Annotated in this window: 12 protein-coding genes; 8 read left to right on the forward strand and 4 right to left on the reverse strand. The window is 68.0% G+C overall.

Annotated elements, in window-relative coordinates; translation table 11 throughout:
• Positions 1-179: 179 nt before the first annotated feature.
• Positions 180-941, reverse strand: a complete 762-nt coding sequence (locus FHX42_RS16865; protein WP_182545393.1) for a FadR/GntR family transcriptional regulator — start codon at positions 939-941, stop codon at positions 180-182.
• A gap of 156 nt (positions 942-1,097) precedes the next feature.
• Between FHX42_RS16865 and FHX42_RS16870 the strand changes: the two genes are divergently transcribed.
• Positions 1,098-1,967 (forward strand): carbon-nitrogen hydrolase family protein, encoded by an 870-nt coding sequence (locus tag FHX42_RS16870; RefSeq protein ID WP_328796293.1) that lies wholly within the window; start codon positions 1,098-1,100, stop codon positions 1,965-1,967.
• 56 nt (positions 1,968-2,023) lie between these two features.
• Positions 2,024-3,397, forward strand: coding sequence for an APC family permease (locus tag FHX42_RS16875; RefSeq protein ID WP_220480499.1), 1,374 nt, complete (start codon positions 2,024-2,026; stop codon positions 3,395-3,397).
• 281 nt (positions 3,398-3,678) lie between these two features.
• On the opposite strand, the gene FHX42_RS16880 is transcribed toward FHX42_RS16875, so the two are convergent.
• Positions 3,679-3,993, reverse strand: coding sequence for a hypothetical protein (locus FHX42_RS16880; protein ID WP_182545769.1), 315 nt, complete (start codon positions 3,991-3,993; stop codon positions 3,679-3,681).
• A gap of 78 nt (positions 3,994-4,071) precedes the next feature.
• Between FHX42_RS16880 and FHX42_RS16885 the strand changes: the two genes are divergently transcribed.
• The 5 genes from FHX42_RS16885 to FHX42_RS16905 all read left to right on the forward strand — a co-directional run bounded on the left by FHX42_RS16885 (position 4,072) and on the right by FHX42_RS16905 (position 10,012).
• Positions 4,072-4,554: an alpha/beta fold hydrolase gene (locus FHX42_RS16885; RefSeq protein WP_220480500.1), complete on the forward strand. Its 483-nt coding sequence runs from the start codon at positions 4,072-4,074 to the stop codon at positions 4,552-4,554.
• 94 nt (positions 4,555-4,648) lie between these two features.
• Positions 4,649-5,782, forward strand: coding sequence for a Gfo/Idh/MocA family protein (locus FHX42_RS16890; protein ID WP_328796296.1), 1,134 nt, complete (start codon positions 4,649-4,651; stop codon positions 5,780-5,782).
• The gene (locus FHX42_RS16895; RefSeq protein WP_182545396.1) at positions 5,779-6,699 is read left to right on the forward strand and encodes a DUF6807 domain-containing protein; all 921 of its coding nucleotides are present in this window, start codon (positions 5,779-5,781) and stop codon (positions 6,697-6,699) included. Before FHX42_RS16890 ends, FHX42_RS16895 begins: the two co-directional genes overlap by 4 nt.
• Positions 6,700-7,278: 579 nt before the next feature.
• On the forward strand, positions 7,279-8,619 hold the full coding sequence (locus FHX42_RS16900) for an MFS transporter (protein WP_182545397.1): 1,341 nt from the start codon (positions 7,279-7,281) through the stop codon (positions 8,617-8,619).
• Positions 8,620-8,851: 232 nt separating this feature from the next.
• The gene (locus FHX42_RS16905) at positions 8,852-10,012 is read left to right on the forward strand and encodes a Gfo/Idh/MocA family protein (RefSeq protein WP_182545398.1); all 1,161 of its coding nucleotides are present in this window, start codon (positions 8,852-8,854) and stop codon (positions 10,010-10,012) included.
• Between the two features lie 175 nt (positions 10,013-10,187).
• On the opposite strand, the gene FHX42_RS16910 is transcribed toward FHX42_RS16905, so the two are convergent.
• Both FHX42_RS16910 and FHX42_RS16915 read right to left on the reverse strand, forming a co-directional pair.
• A complete protein-coding gene (locus tag FHX42_RS16910) occupies positions 10,188-11,405 on the reverse strand; it encodes a metal-dependent hydrolase family protein (protein ID WP_182545399.1) in 1,218 nt (405 codons plus the stop codon).
• The gene (locus tag FHX42_RS16915; RefSeq protein ID WP_328796300.1) at positions 11,402-12,904 is read right to left on the reverse strand and encodes a peptide MFS transporter; all 1,503 of its coding nucleotides are present in this window, start codon (positions 12,902-12,904) and stop codon (positions 11,402-11,404) included. Before FHX42_RS16915 ends, FHX42_RS16910 begins: the two co-directional genes overlap by 4 nt.
• A 169-nt stretch (positions 12,905-13,073) precedes the next feature.
• Here FHX42_RS16915 and FHX42_RS16920 point away from each other — a divergent pair, with 169 nt between their 5' ends.
• Positions 13,074-14,021: an Lrp/AsnC family transcriptional regulator gene (locus FHX42_RS16920; RefSeq protein ID WP_182545400.1), complete on the forward strand. Its 948-nt coding sequence runs from the start codon at positions 13,074-13,076 to the stop codon at positions 14,019-14,021.
• The last annotated feature ends 124 nt before the right edge of the window (positions 14,022-14,145 follow it).

The following is a 14,145-nucleotide window of genomic DNA, read 5'->3' on the forward strand; positions in this document are numbered from 1 at the left end:
GCGAAGGACACCCGCGAGGTGCTGGTCATGCTGTTTCGCGGGCGTTTTGGAAGGGGAGCGGATGATGGGCGAGGGATTCGGTGGTCCGGTGTGGACACCCGGACCACGGTGACCGCGTCATCTCGTCCGAGGAGAACGATCAGCGTCCCGCGCACGAGAAAACCGGACACGCCCTCGATCTACTCGTCGGTGAGTCCGATGAACATCGTTCGGTGCAGGGCGGTGACGTGTCGTGTGGCGACGTCGGCGGCGCCGAGAGGGTTGCCGTGGCGTATCGCTTCGAGGAGTTCGCGGTGCTCGCGGTTGGACTCCCGCAGGTGGTCCAGCGGGTAGGGGAGGTAGAACCGGTACAACTCGTCCAGCGCGGGACCGTACTGCTCGTGGATCGTGTCGATGCCGGTCGTGGCCGCCACGGCGTGGTGGAATCGTTCGTCCTGACCGTGGAACTCGGCCCAGCTGACGGCGTGGTCCATCTGCTCGACGAGTTCCTCCAGGTGCGTGATCTGCTCGGCCGTGGCGTGGTACGCGGCCAGGTGCGCGATGCCGCACTCGAGGACGAGGCGCCGGTCGATGAGCCGATGGACCTCGGCGCTGGCCGACCGGTAGGCCTCGGTTTCGCGCACGGCCGTCCGGACGGGGTGCTCGACGACCCGTGTTCCGCCTCCGCGGCCGCGGCGACGTTCCAGCAGGCCGTCCTTGCACAGCGACACCAGGGCGCGTCGGGCGGTGATCTCGGACACCTCGAGCGCTTGGGCGATCTTGTCGTTGGTGGGCAGCCACTCACCGGGCCGGAGCAGACCGAGCTCGACCGCGAGCGAGATGCGGGCGCGCACCGTGTCCACGGCCGACAGGCGCCGGATATTCGCCAGCGCGGGCGCTGTGAGCGGGTACGCGTGCTGGGCGTCCTCGGATACCTGGGCGTCAGCGGAGGACCCGGTCATGAACCTACGGTAACCACCCCGGCACGAATGGATCAAAGTACGTCCTCTTGTTTAACTGATCACCTTGCTCTATTTTTCTTCGGCAAGGCCCACCGCCCCCCAGCTGAAGTCGCCGCCCGGAGGAGAAAGCAGGTTCCCGTGTCTCGATCATTGTCCGTGACGTTGGTTCAGGAGACCCAGCACGCGGCAACCGCGCCGACGGCGGAGTTCGCCGCCGGCGCGGAGGCGTTGCTCGCGGAACACCCCCGGACGCGCTTGCTTGTTTATCCGGAGTTGCACCTGTGCGGGGTCGAGGACTCCGCGGTCGAGAAGACCGCGCAATTGCAGGACGCGGCCGAGCCGCTGCACGGACCTCGCGGCAAGCTGCTGGCCGAACTCGCCGGCGATCTGGGCGTCTGGTTGGTTCCGGGCAGCGTGTGCGAACGCGGCGAGAACGGCGAGCTGTTCAACACCGCACTGGCGTACTCGCCCCGAGGTGAACTGGCTGCCTGGTACCGCAAGGTCTTCCCGTGGCGGCCGTACGAGCCCTATGTACCGGGGGATCGCTTCGTCGTGTGCGACGTGCCCGGGATCGGCCGGATCGGTTTCTCGATCTGCTACGACTCCTGGTTTCCCGAAGTCGCCCGTCACCTGGCGTGGATGGGTGCCGAGGTGATCGTCAATCCGGTCCGGACCACGACCGGCGACCGCGCGCAGGAACTCGTGCTGGCCCGGGCGCACGCGATCGCGAACCAGGTCTTCGTGCTCAGCGTGAACACCGCCGGCCCCCTCGGCGCGGGGCGCAGCCTCATCGCCGATCCCGAGGGTCACGTTCGAGCAGAAGCGCCGGGGGCCGAGCCGACGACGTTGACCGACGTGGTCGACCTGGACGACGTCACCCGCGTGCGCGACTTCGGCACGGCCGGCCTCAACCGCATGTGGGCGCAGTTCACCGACGCGGACGCGCCCATCGACCTCCCGCTCTACCAGGGTCGGATCGACCCCCGCCACTGGAACCCGGCGACCCCGGACCCCACCGCCTTCTGACGTCCGCGCCACTTTCCCGCTGCCGCAACGACGCGGCGACTCCACGAGGAGCAGCAGTGTCCGAGACTCCGACTCTGCACCGGTCCCTGACGGTCAGGTCCGTCGTCCTGTTCGGGCTGGCCTACATGACTCCGCTGATCGTGCTCGGCACGTTCGGCGTGGTCGCCGACCTCACCCGAGGATCGGTTCCGACCGCGTATCTTCTCGCGCTCACGGCCATGGCGTTCACGGCCTTCAGCTACGGCAGGATGGCCTCCGCGTTCCCGGTCGCCGGCTCGGCCTACACCTACGCCAGTCGCACGATCGACTCCCGGTTCGGCTTCCTCGTCGGCTGGGTCGTGCTGCTCGACTACTTCTTTCTGCCGATGGTGATCTGGCTGCTCGGCGGTACCTACCTGCAGGCCCAATTCCCCTCGACCCCGTTCTGGGTGTGGATCGTCGGGTTCGTGGTGATCACCACGGTGCTCAACATCCTGGGAATCCAGGTCGCGGACAAGGCGAACTACCTGCTCATGGTGTTCCAGTTCCTGGTGATCGCCCTGTTCGTGCTGCTCTCGCTGCGGCACGTGCTCGACGTCGGCGGCTCGGCCGGGTGGTTCAGCACCACTCCCTTCGTCAATCCCGCGACGACCGTCGCGGGCATCTCGGCCGGTGCCGCCCTGGCGGCCTACTCCTTCCTCGGCTTCGACGCGGTGACCACCCTGACCGAGGAAGCGGTCGACCCGCGCCGGACCATGCCCCGAGCGATCCTGCTCATCACGATGATCGGGGGTGGAGTCTTCGTTCTCGTCGGCTACGTCGCCCAGCTCGTCCACCCGGGAAGCGCGTTCCACGATCCGGACTCGGCCGTCTTCGAGATCGTCACCACCATCGCCGGCGACGCGGTCGCCTCCGTGTTCCTCGCCGGCCTGGTGGTCGCGCAGTTCGCCTCCGGACTCGCTGCGCAGGCCAGCGGTTCGCGGTTGCTGTACGCGATGGGGCGCGACGCGGTCCTGCCGCGCAGGGCTTTCGGCTACCTGCACCCCCGGTTCCGGACTCCGGCGATCAACATCGTGCTCACCGGAGCCATCGGGTTCGTCGCGGTTTTTCTCGACGTCTCCACGTCCACCTCGTTCATCAATTTCGGCGCCTTCGTCGCCTTCACCGCCGTCAACCTCAGCGTGATCGCCCTGTTCCTCCGTCGACGCCGAGCCGGGCACCGATCCGCTCCGCTGCCGTACGCCGTCATTCCCGCTATCGGTGCGTTGATCGACCTGTGGTTGCTGATCAATCTCGACCCCGCCGCGCTGATGCTCGGATCCAGCTGGCTCGTGGCCGGTGTCGCCGTGCTCGCCTGCAGAACCAGGCTGTTTCGCCGTCCGGCTCCCGAAGCGACCACCGCCGAGGATCCGGAGAACACGGCGAACGGCGGTGACACCGCCCGCACGTGATCCCCGGACCCAGGAGTCGGGTCGACGTGGGCGCAGCTCCAGCGGTGGCACGGGTTTCGCCCGTGTAGCAGCATGACCCGGGTGAATCGGTGGTCGCCGACGATCGATCAGCGACCGAGTCGGGACTTCCGTCGCACGGGGGACAGCGTCGATGACCACGGCCACCCGCACGCCTTCGCCGGAGTCCTGGGCGAAAAGTTTTCGCGTCACCAGCGACGCGGATCCGGGGCCCGCGCCCACGGTGGGTGCTTCACGTGCTCGTACATGCTGGACACGACGGATCACTCGTTCGTGGTGACGATGGAGTCCGGTCGCGTTTCCGGCATCGCGATCGATCCCGGACCGCTCGACGTTCCTTGCCAGTTCTCGAGCCGCGCGGGTGCCGAGACCTGGCGCAACTTCGGCGTCGCCGTGCTGCCCCGAGGTATCACGGAACCTGGTCGTGCACCTTCCAGCGGGACATGCGACTCGAGGGCAACGTTCTCGCGCTCATGCAGAATCTGCGCTGCATCACCGAACAGATCGAGCTGCTGCGCATCGTCGGTGTGCCCGTCCGAAAGGAACGACGGCACGACGGCCGAGATTTCTCCCGTCACGGGCCGTTACGTCACCCTCGAGGTCGACGGACTGGAATACAAGCTCGTCTCCCCGAGAACGGTACCGGCCAGCCCCTCGTGTGCCAGCACACCGCAGGCTGCCACGACCACCAGTGGCGCGATCTGCTCGAGGACGAGGAGATCACCGCGAACTACCGGGTGATCGCCTACGACCTGCCGCGGCACGGGAAGTCGGACCCGCCGGAGAACGCCGAGTGGTGGAAAGAGGAGTATCGGCTCTCCGCCGACCACTTCGCCCGCTTCATCGTCGCGCTGTACGACGCGCTCGAGCTGGAGGAGCCGATCTTCGTCGGCTCCTCGTCCGGCGGTGACATCGCGCTGCAGCTCGCGCACCGCCGCCCCGACCGGTTCGCCGGCGTGATCCCGGTGGAGGGTGCCGACTACTCCGCACCCCGCTCGGTCCGGCTCGGGTCTTCGACGCTCGGCCGGTCAGCGCCGGTGCTGACCGGCCGAGCGCTTCCGCGCGCCCGCACTCGCACCGTCGGCCCGGCACTTCCCGGCCGGGGTTCGCGTCAGAAACTTGCTCGTTCCCCCTTGTGACGGCCATTACGTAGGGGTTAGCGTCTTGTTCCAACAGGAAAGCGCTTTCCAGTGTTTTCGGCCGGCGCCGTCCCGACCAAGGCGTGCACGAGAGGTGAGAACCACGTCCACCAACAAGCCCCGGACCCGTGCCGTCATCGTCGGTGCGGGCGCCGTCGCAGCCAGTCACCTGACCGCGTTCCGCGCGTTCGGCGACGAGGTCGAACTGGTCGCGGCGGTCGACCCCGACGAGTCCCGGCTGAACACCTTCTGCGCTCGGGTCGGGCACGTGCGGGGTTACACCGACCTGCACAAGATGCTGGATGCCGAGCGCCCCGACCTGGTTTCGATCTGCACGCCGCCGGCGCTGCACGTCGACCAGGTCGTGCGGGTGCTGCGTGCCGGTGCCTGGGTGTGGTGCGAGAAGCCGCCGTGCTTGTCGCTGGCCGGCTACGACGAGATCGTCGCCGCCGAGTCCGACCGCGGGCCGTACGCCTCCTTCGTCTTCCAGCACCGCTTCGGTTCGGCCGCCCGGCACGCTCGGCAGCTGATCGCCGCGAGGGAACTGGGCAGGCCGCTCGTCGCGCACTGCCAGACCACGTGGTACCGAGACGCCGACTACTTCGCCGTGCCCTGGCGGGGACGGTGGGAGACCGAGGGCGGTGGGCCGTCCATCGGACACGGCGTCCATCAGATGGATCTCATGCTGCATCTGCTCGGTCCGTGGACCGAGGTGCGGGCGATGACGGGTCGGCTGGTGCACGACGTCGAGACCGAGGACGTCTCGACGGCGCTGGTCCGGTTCGACTCCGGTGCGATGGCCACAGTGGTGAACAGCGTCGTGTCTCCGGACGAGGTCAGCCGCATTCGGCTGGACTGCTCGGATGCCACGGTCGAGCTGACCCACCTGTACGGGTACGGCAACGAGGACTGGGTCTACACCCCGGCCCCGCACGTCACCGACGCGACGCGGGTCAAGCACTGGCGCGGTCCTCCCGAGTGCGAGCCCAGCTCGCACACCGCGATGCTTCGACACCTGCTCGCCGCGATGGACGCGGGCGAACGTCCGGTGTGCAGCGGAGCTGAGGGACGCGCGGCGTTGGAGTTCGTCGCCGCGCTGTACAAGTCCGCGGCCACCGGCCTACCGGTGCGTTCCGGGGAGATCGACCCGCAGGACCCCTTCTACGCGCTCATGCACGGCGACGTGCCGGAACGATTGACGGCGGCCGGAGAGGAGACCGAAGCATGAGCGAGCCGATCACGGTCACGCACCGGCACGGCGAACGGATCACGGTGGAGGCCGCGGGGGTCGAGCTGATGACCTACGTGTACGAGCCCGACCCCGTGGAGTTCGAGTCACGCAAGCCGTACGCCCATCCGCTGCGCACGCCGTCGGGGAACACGGTCACCGGGTACCGGCCGAATGACCACCGGTGGCACAAGGGGCTGCAGATGACCGCGAGCCACGTGTCCGGGCAGAACTTCTGGGGTGGCAACAGCTACGTCCGGGGTGCGGGGTACCAGGCGCTGCCCGAGCGCGTCGGCTCGATGCGCCACGACGACTTCGAGCGCTTCGACGTCGCCACGGACCGTCTGAGCTTCGTCGAGCGGCTGACCTGGCTGGAAAACGGCGGGCAGCCGTGGGCGGAGGAGAAACGCGGTCTCGACCTGCACTCGGTCGACACGGAGGAGGGGTCGTGGGCGCTGGACTGGTCGATCCGTCTCACCAACCTCCGCCCGGAGCCGCTGCGCTTCGGAAGCCCCACGACTGAGGGCCGGGAGATGGCGGGCTACACCGGACTGCACTGGCGCGGCCCTCGCGATTTCACCGGTGGAGAGGCGCTCGGCGCGGACGGGCGCCGGGGTGCGGCCGAGTTGATGGGGCAGCAGGCTCCGTGGCTGGGTTTCGTCGGCGCGCACGACGGTGTCGACCGCCATTCGACGGTGGTCTTCGCGCACGCACCCGAGAACGCGGGGGCGATCCACGAGTCGCACTGGTTCGTGCGCGCGGAACCGGCCCCGACCGTCGCCGCGTCCTGGGCGTTCTTCGAGGAGTTCGAACTCGCTCCCGGCGACGACTTCACCTATCGCTATCGCGTCGTGGTCGCCGACGGTGCCTGGGATCACGACCGGATCGAGCGCTACCTCAAGATCCATTCCTGGTAGGAGTCCTCATGACCACGACGTACTCGCGTCGCCGACAGCGGTGCGGGGCGATCCCGCGCCATCGGATTCTATCGGGGGATCGCGGCTCTGCCCGTGACAGCGCTTGCCTCTTCGACGGGCTTCGCTCTGGCTTTCTCGGATCGGTGGTGATCACTTTGCCCTGATCGAAAAAGATCAGCGGATTCACCGCGGTTTCGACCGTGCTCCTGCTGCTCACGGCCGGTCCGGTCTCGTCGTTCGTGCCGCGCCGATTCAGCAGTCCTTCGCTTCTCACCTTGGAAACATCTCCTCTCCGAGTTTCCGGAGAAGCTGCCGAAACACGCCGGTGAACCGGAAGACCGCTGATTTGCGCAAGTTTCGGGAATTGACAGTGAAGGCCGATGCTGGTTTCTTTGGAAAGCGCTTACCGATTTGCCCGGGTTCCGAGAAGCGGGGCGTCTCATCGAACCTTCGGCACCGAACGCGCACGGCACGGAACACGGTCGCTCGAATGACGTGAACGAATCATCCCAGGAGACGACATTGAGACGCGAGACAGTGGAGCGCTCACCTTCGCCCGAACAGCGAAGCTCCCGAAGAATGGCGAACAAGGCCGCGGCGAGCGGTTGGGTCGGCAGCGCCCTGGAGTACTACGACTGGTTCCTTTACGGCACGGCCGCCGCCCTGGTCTTTCCCGGTATCTTCTTCCCCGAGGGCAGCTCCGCCGTCGCGTTGATCGCGTCGTTGGGCACGTACGCCGTCGGGTACGTCGCGCGGCCGATCGGTGCGGCCGTCCTCGGGCACTGGGGGGACAGGCGGGGTCGCAAGAACCTGCTGTTCCTCTGCATGATGTTGATGGGCGCGTCGGTGTTCGCGATCGGGCTGCTGCCCACCTACGGCCAGATCGGCATCCTGGCTCCCATCCTGCTGGTGCTCCTGCGGCTCGTCCAGGGGTTCGCCGTGGCCGGTGAGCTGAGCGGCGCCAGCGCCATGATTACGGAGCACGCGCCGTTCGGACGCCGCGGGTACTACGCCAGCTTCAGCCTTCACGGCACGCAGGGAGGGCAGATCCTCGCCGCCGCGGCCTTCCTCCCGCTCACGGCGCTACTGTCCGACGAGGCCTTCCGGTCCTGGGGATGGCGCATTCCGTTCCTGCTCAGCGCGGTCATCATGGTCGCGGGATACATCATCCGGCGCCGGGTCGAGGAGACCCCCGTGTTCCGCGACAAGAACGCCCGCCAGGAGATCGCGAAGGCACCGATCCTCGAGGTGCTCCGGAAGAGCGGGCTGGACGTCGTGCGAGCGGTCTGCATGACGCTGGTCAACGTCATCGGGGTGACAGTGTCCGTGTTCGGCGCGGCTTACGCGACTCAACCGGGTTACGGGATCGGGATGAGCGAGTCCGTCTACCTGTGGATCCCGGTGGTGGCGAACCTCGTCGCGCTGGCCGTCATCCCGCTGTTCGGAGACCTGTCGGACCGGTTCGGCAGACGGCCGCTGATGATCGTCGGATCGTTGGGCGCGGGCTTGCTGTCCTACGCTTACCTGTTCGCGGTCAGCCAGAACAACGTGCCGTTCGCCGTCGTCTTCGCCATTCTGACGTGGGGCGTCCTCTACCAGGTCTGGAACGCGACGTTCGCCAGCTTCTTCCAGGAGCTGTTCCCGGCGCGGACCCGGGTCACCGGGTTCGCGCTCTCCCAGAACATCGGGCTCGCCATCACGGCTTTCCTGCCGAGCATCTTCACGTTGGTCGCTCCTCCGGGGTCGTCGCACGTCCCGCTCACGGTCGGGACCCTCTGCTTCGGGATCACGATCATCGGTGCCGTGGCCGCCTGGTCCGCCCGGGAGACCCACCGCGTTCCCGTCGAGGAGCTGGGGAAGCGGGACGGCGAACCCGTCTCGCGTGAGGAGTTCGCCCGGATCCGGGCCGAGACGCGGTGACCGGAACGTCGGACCGTCGAGCGACGGGCCCGGGCGCTCGGTGCTCGGACCCGTCGCCTCGTCGTCGGGCGAACCGGCCGTCGAGCAATCGCGTCAGCCTCGGTACGACCCCCGGGGATGCTTCGCCGATCACGGGTGTCGCGCATCGGGAAAGCGCTGTCCAAACATCTTGCGCAGCACCACCGGTTCGCCCTAGTCTAACGGAAAGCGCTTTCCAGAAAGGCGGTAGTACATGTCTGAGCGACGGCTCGGCGTCATCATGAACGGCGTCACCGGACGGATGGGGTACCGGCAGCATCTGCTCCGTTCCGTCCTCGCCATCCGCGAGCAGGGTGGTATCGAGCTCTCGGACGGCACGCGAGTGCAGGTGGATCCGATTCTCGTGGGCAGGAACGACGAGAAGCTGCGGGAGATCGCGGAACGCCACGGCATCGACCGCTGGACCACCGATCTCGACGAGGCCCTGTCCGACGCGGCCGACACCCTGTACTTCGACGCTCAGCTCACGACGGTGCGGGAGTCCGCCCTCAGCAAGGCGATCGCCGCGGGCAAGCACGTCTACACCGAGAAGCCGATCGCCGACGACGTCGAGGGGTCGTTGCGCCTGGCGCGGATGGCGGATGCCGCGAACGTCAAGAACGGCGTGGTGCACGACAAGCTCTACCTGCCGGGGCTGCTCAAGTTGCGGCGGTTGGTCGACAGCGGTTTCTTCGGGCGGATCCTGTCGCTCCGCGGCGAGTTCGGCTACTGGGTGTTCGAAGGCGACTGGCAGTCGGCACAGCGCCCGAGCTGGAACTACCGCCAGGAGGACGGCGGGGGCATGTCCACCGACATGTTCCCGCACTGGAACTACGTCATGGAGAACCTCTTCGGCCGGGTGGAGGCGGTCACCGCCAAGGTCGTCACGCACATCCCCGATCGGTGGGACGAGCGCGGGCAGCGCTATGACGCCACCGCCGACGACGCCGCCTACGGTCTCTTCGAACTCGAGGGCGGCGTCATCGCCCAGATCAACTCGTCGTGGGCGACGCGCGTCCATCGCGACGAGCTGGTGGAGTTCCACGTGGACGGGACCCACGGCAGTGCGGTCGCGGGGCTGAACCAGTGCGTCGTCCAGCACCGCACCCAGACGCCCAAGCCGGTGTGGAACCCCGACCAGGTGGAAAAAACCCCGTTTCGGCAGCAGTGGTACCCCGTGCCCGACAACGCGGAGTTCGACAACGGCTTCAAGGCGCAGTGGGAGCAGTTCGTCCGGTACCTCTTCGACGACGGGGACCACCCGTACGACTTCCTCGCCGGTGCGCGCGGCATCCGCCTCGCCGAGGCAGGACTGACCTCGTCCCGCGAGGGCCGCCGCGTGGATCTCGGGGAGGTCGAGCTGCCACGCTCCTGAGGGGCGCACCCTCGGCGACTTCCCTCTCCGGAGGCCGCGCCGTCGAACGCGTACTCGCACGTCCCCCGTCGAACTCCTCGAGGAGCTCGGTGCGGACCGCCTGTCTTCCGTCCGTGTCGGCGCGGCTGGTCTCGCGGTCAATTCGGCCGTGGCGTGTTCGACGTCGCGGCCCGAGTCAGGTATCGGAGGTTCGTCGCGCACCGGCTACGGCACGACCGTCCTGGTAGACGGCGCGGATCCGCTTGCCGAGGTGGTCGACGTCGAGGGGGTCGCCGTCGACCACCACCAGGTCGGCGCGCTTACCGGGCTCGATCGAGCCGAGCGTGCGGTCCAGCCCCATCAGTTCGGCCGCCGACAGCGTCGCAGCGTGCAGCGCGTCGGCGGGGCGCAAGCCGTTCTCGACGAGCAACTCGAGCTCGACCAGGTTCTCCCCGTGGGGGTGCAGGGGCGCGTCGGTGCCCATGGCGATGGGCACTCCCGCCTCCACGGCGCGCCGCATGCTGTCGTCGCCTGCCGACTCCTCGATCTTCGCGAGCACGTGGCTCGGGTACTGGTCGCCGGACTCGATCGACCGGCGCAGGCCGATTCCCGAGCTGAGCGTGGGAACGAGCCAGACCCGCCGCTCGGCCATCATCGCCAGCGTCTCGTCGTCGAGCTGGTGGCCGTGCTCGATGGAGCGCGCCCCGTTGCGCACGGCGGCCTTCGCTCCCGCGCCGTGGGCGTGTGCCATGACATGCAGCCCCGCCGCCGTGGCCTCCCCGACCATCATGGCGATCTCGTCATCGCGGAAGTGCGCGAATTCCGGACCGCCCCCGCTGGAGACGAGACCACCACTGGTCGCCACCTTGATGACGTCCGCTCCCGCGCGGACCAGTTCCCTGACCTTGCGTCGGATCTCCTCCGGCCCGTCGACGACGATCGGCGGCCTGCCCGGGTGCGGAGGCAGCAGGTCCATGACGCAGGTCGAGGGCCACCACGGGTCACCGTGCCCGCCGGTCTGGCTGAGCATGTTGAGCGACACCTGCATGCGCGGGCCGGGAATCATTCCGCGTTCCTGCGCGACCCGCATGCCGAGATCGGCGCCCGCGGCGTCGCGCACGGTGGTCACTCCTGCCGCCAGCGTCTTCGCCATGTTCAGCGCGCCCTCGTAGAACTGCAGCGAGAACGGCTCCTGGGCGATGCCGAAGAGGTCGGTGCTGCTCATGGTGAGGTGCACGTGGCAGTCGAACAGCCCGGGAAGGATCCCGCTGCCGGTGCAATCCACCTCCACGTCCCCGTCGAGCCCGCTGCCGACGTCGACGATCCAGCCGTCCTCCACGGCGATGTCGGCGCGGTCGGCCGAGCGGGACGCGGCATCGTAGAGCGTTCCGCCTCGAAACACCGTGCGCGTCATTGATGGGCCTCCTGCTGGTTGAGTACTGCCGGACGGACGTCGCCTGGAACGCCTTTGGCTTCGGTCTGCCTGCGGATGACGGGCAGGAGCGCCAGCAGGACCAGGCTGACAACGATGGTCGCGGCGCCGATCGCGCCGAAGTAGACGCCTGCCGTGTCGGGACTGTAGAACTTGACGAGCTGAGCTGCGATGCCCTGTCCCGCTGCGCCCGCCGTGAGCCAGAGTCCCATCGTCTGCGTGGCGAACGCGGCGGGAGCCAGCTTCGCGGTCGCCGAGAGCCCGATCGGGGAGAGGCACATCTCCCCGATCGTGACCAGCACCAGGCTGCCGACCAGCCACAGCGGGCTGCTGTCGCCGTCCTGCAGTGAGGGCAGCACGAGCACCAGGTAGGACACTCCCGCGACGGCCAGTGCGAAGCTGAACTTGCTCGCCGTCGACGGCGGGCGCGCCGAGGAATCCATCCTCAACCACAGCGCTGCGAACAGCGGTGTCAGGACGATCAGGACGAACGAACCCACCGACTGGAACCAGGACGCCGGGACGGCGAAACCGAACGCGTCGAGGTCGGTGCTCCTGTCCGCGTACTGCGCGAGGACCGTCGCGCCCTGCTCCTGGATCATCCAGAAGAAGACGGCCGCGATGAACAGCGGTATGTAGCCCCGGACCCGGGCGCGTTCCGCGGGCGTGGTCCGCTTGCTGCGGAGCATGGCGGTGAAGTACGCGATTGGCAGCGCGACGGCCAGCGCGCTGATGGAGTTCACGACGGCGGTAACGCCGAGAAGGCCCGCGGCCGCCGCCAGCGCGATGCTCGCGGTGAGTCCCGCGAGACTGGCCACGAACCAGACCGCCCGCGTTCGCGGGACATCGCTGAGCCGCAACGGGTTCTTCGGCCTGCTGCTGATGTCGCTGAGGTGCCGCTGCGTCCGGACGTAGACCACGAGCCCCAGCGCCATCCCGATCGCGGCGATGCCGAAACCCAGGTGGTAGTCGTACTTCTGACCGATCGTGCCGACCACGAGCGGTGCGGCGACAGCGCCGACGCTGATGCCCATGTAGTAGATGCTGAACCCGGAGTCCCTGCGCGGGTCGTCCTTCGCGTACAGATCTCCGACGGACGAGGAAACGGTCGGCTTGAGCAGTCCCGTGCCGCATGCGATGAAGATCATCGATGCGAACAGGGCGCCCGCGCCCGCAGGAAGGGCGAGGCAGATGTGGCCGCACATGATGAGCACGCCGCCGAGGAAGGTCGTTCTGCGGTCGCCGAGCAGCCGGTCACTGATCCAGCCGCCCAGGATCGCCGCCATGTAGGTGGCCGATCCGTACACCGCGACGACGGACTTCGCGGTGTCGGCGGGGATGCCGAGCCCACCGTCGGTCACTTGGTCGTACATGTAGTACAGCAGCAGCGCCCGCATGCCGTAGTAGGAGAACCGTTCCCACGCTTCGGTGCAGAACAACCCCACCAAGCCACGAGGTTGGCCGAAGAAGGATCTGTCCACGCCGTACCTCCGATGCAGCCGAACCAATGGACGCAGACGTTATATCCGTGATCGGGCGCACACAAGAGTCAATTCGTCGAAATAGTGGTCGATATATCGACGAAAAATCTGCTACAAGCGCTCTGCGACGTCAGGGGAGGCACGCTTAAGGCGGTGATACGTTGGAAGCGTGGATCCGGACGAGGTCGACGAGCAGCTCGTTCGTGCGCTGCAGGTGGACGGGCGGGCGTCGTACGAGGCGCTGGCGCGGATGGTCGGTCTCGCGCGCTCCACCACCAAGGCCCGGGTGCGCCGGCTGCTCGATGAGGGTGGCCTCCGGTTGATCGGCGCCGTCCATCCCGCCGCCCTCGGCCTCAACCAGCTCGGGCACGTCATCATCGAGGCGGATGGACCCGCGCAACCCGTCGCCGAGCGAGTGGCGGAACTCGACGAGACGTCGTTCGTCACCACCACGGCGGGGCGGTTCGCGCTCACTGCCGAGCTGCGAACGCCGACTCTCGACGCGTTCTCGCGCGGGCTCGCGAGGGTCCAAGCCGTCGAGGGAGTCCGGTCCGTCCAGACCGCCACCTACCTGCAGATCTGGAAGGACCCCTACTTTCCGCCCGGCCCCCTCGAGAGTCCCGGACCGCTCGACGACATCGACCTCGACCCTTCCGACCACGCGCTGATCGAGCACCTGCGCGTTGACGGGCGAGCGTCGTTCGCCGATCTCGCCGGCGTCACCGGGCTGTCCGCGGGAGCGACGCGCGCGCGGCTCCTCCGCCTGCTGGACTCCGGCGTCGTGCACGTCGGTGCGCTCGTGCGGCTCAACCCCTTGAGCCATACGCACACGATCGGCTTCGCGCTCTCGCTCAGCGGCGAAACCGCACCGGTCGCGCGCGAAGTCGTCGAGCTCGACGAGGTCGACTCCTTCGCCACCGGCATCGGCTGGTGCAACGGCATCGGCACCATCCGCGCCAACTCGCACGATGGCGTGTTCGCCACGCTCGAACGTCTCCGCTCGCTGCCCGGGGTGCGCGCAGTCGAGTCGTGGGCCCACCTGCGCGCGATCAAGGAGGAGCACGATCTCGCCCGTCCCCTCGCGGGGAACGTCCGAGGCCGCGTAGCCGGGCGGTGATTGGTGGATCTTGTGGTCGCTGGTTGGGCGTGTCGTACGGGGCTCCGAACACGAACCGCCGGTCACGCCCGGGACGTCCTGGCGGTGAGCTCGGTCGAAGCCGTGCTCGCCGGGTCGGCTACGG

Source organism: Halosaccharopolyspora lacisalsi (assembly GCF_014137975.1).
Classification (GTDB): domain Bacteria; phylum Actinomycetota; class Actinomycetes; order Mycobacteriales; family Pseudonocardiaceae; genus Halosaccharopolyspora; species Halosaccharopolyspora lacisalsi.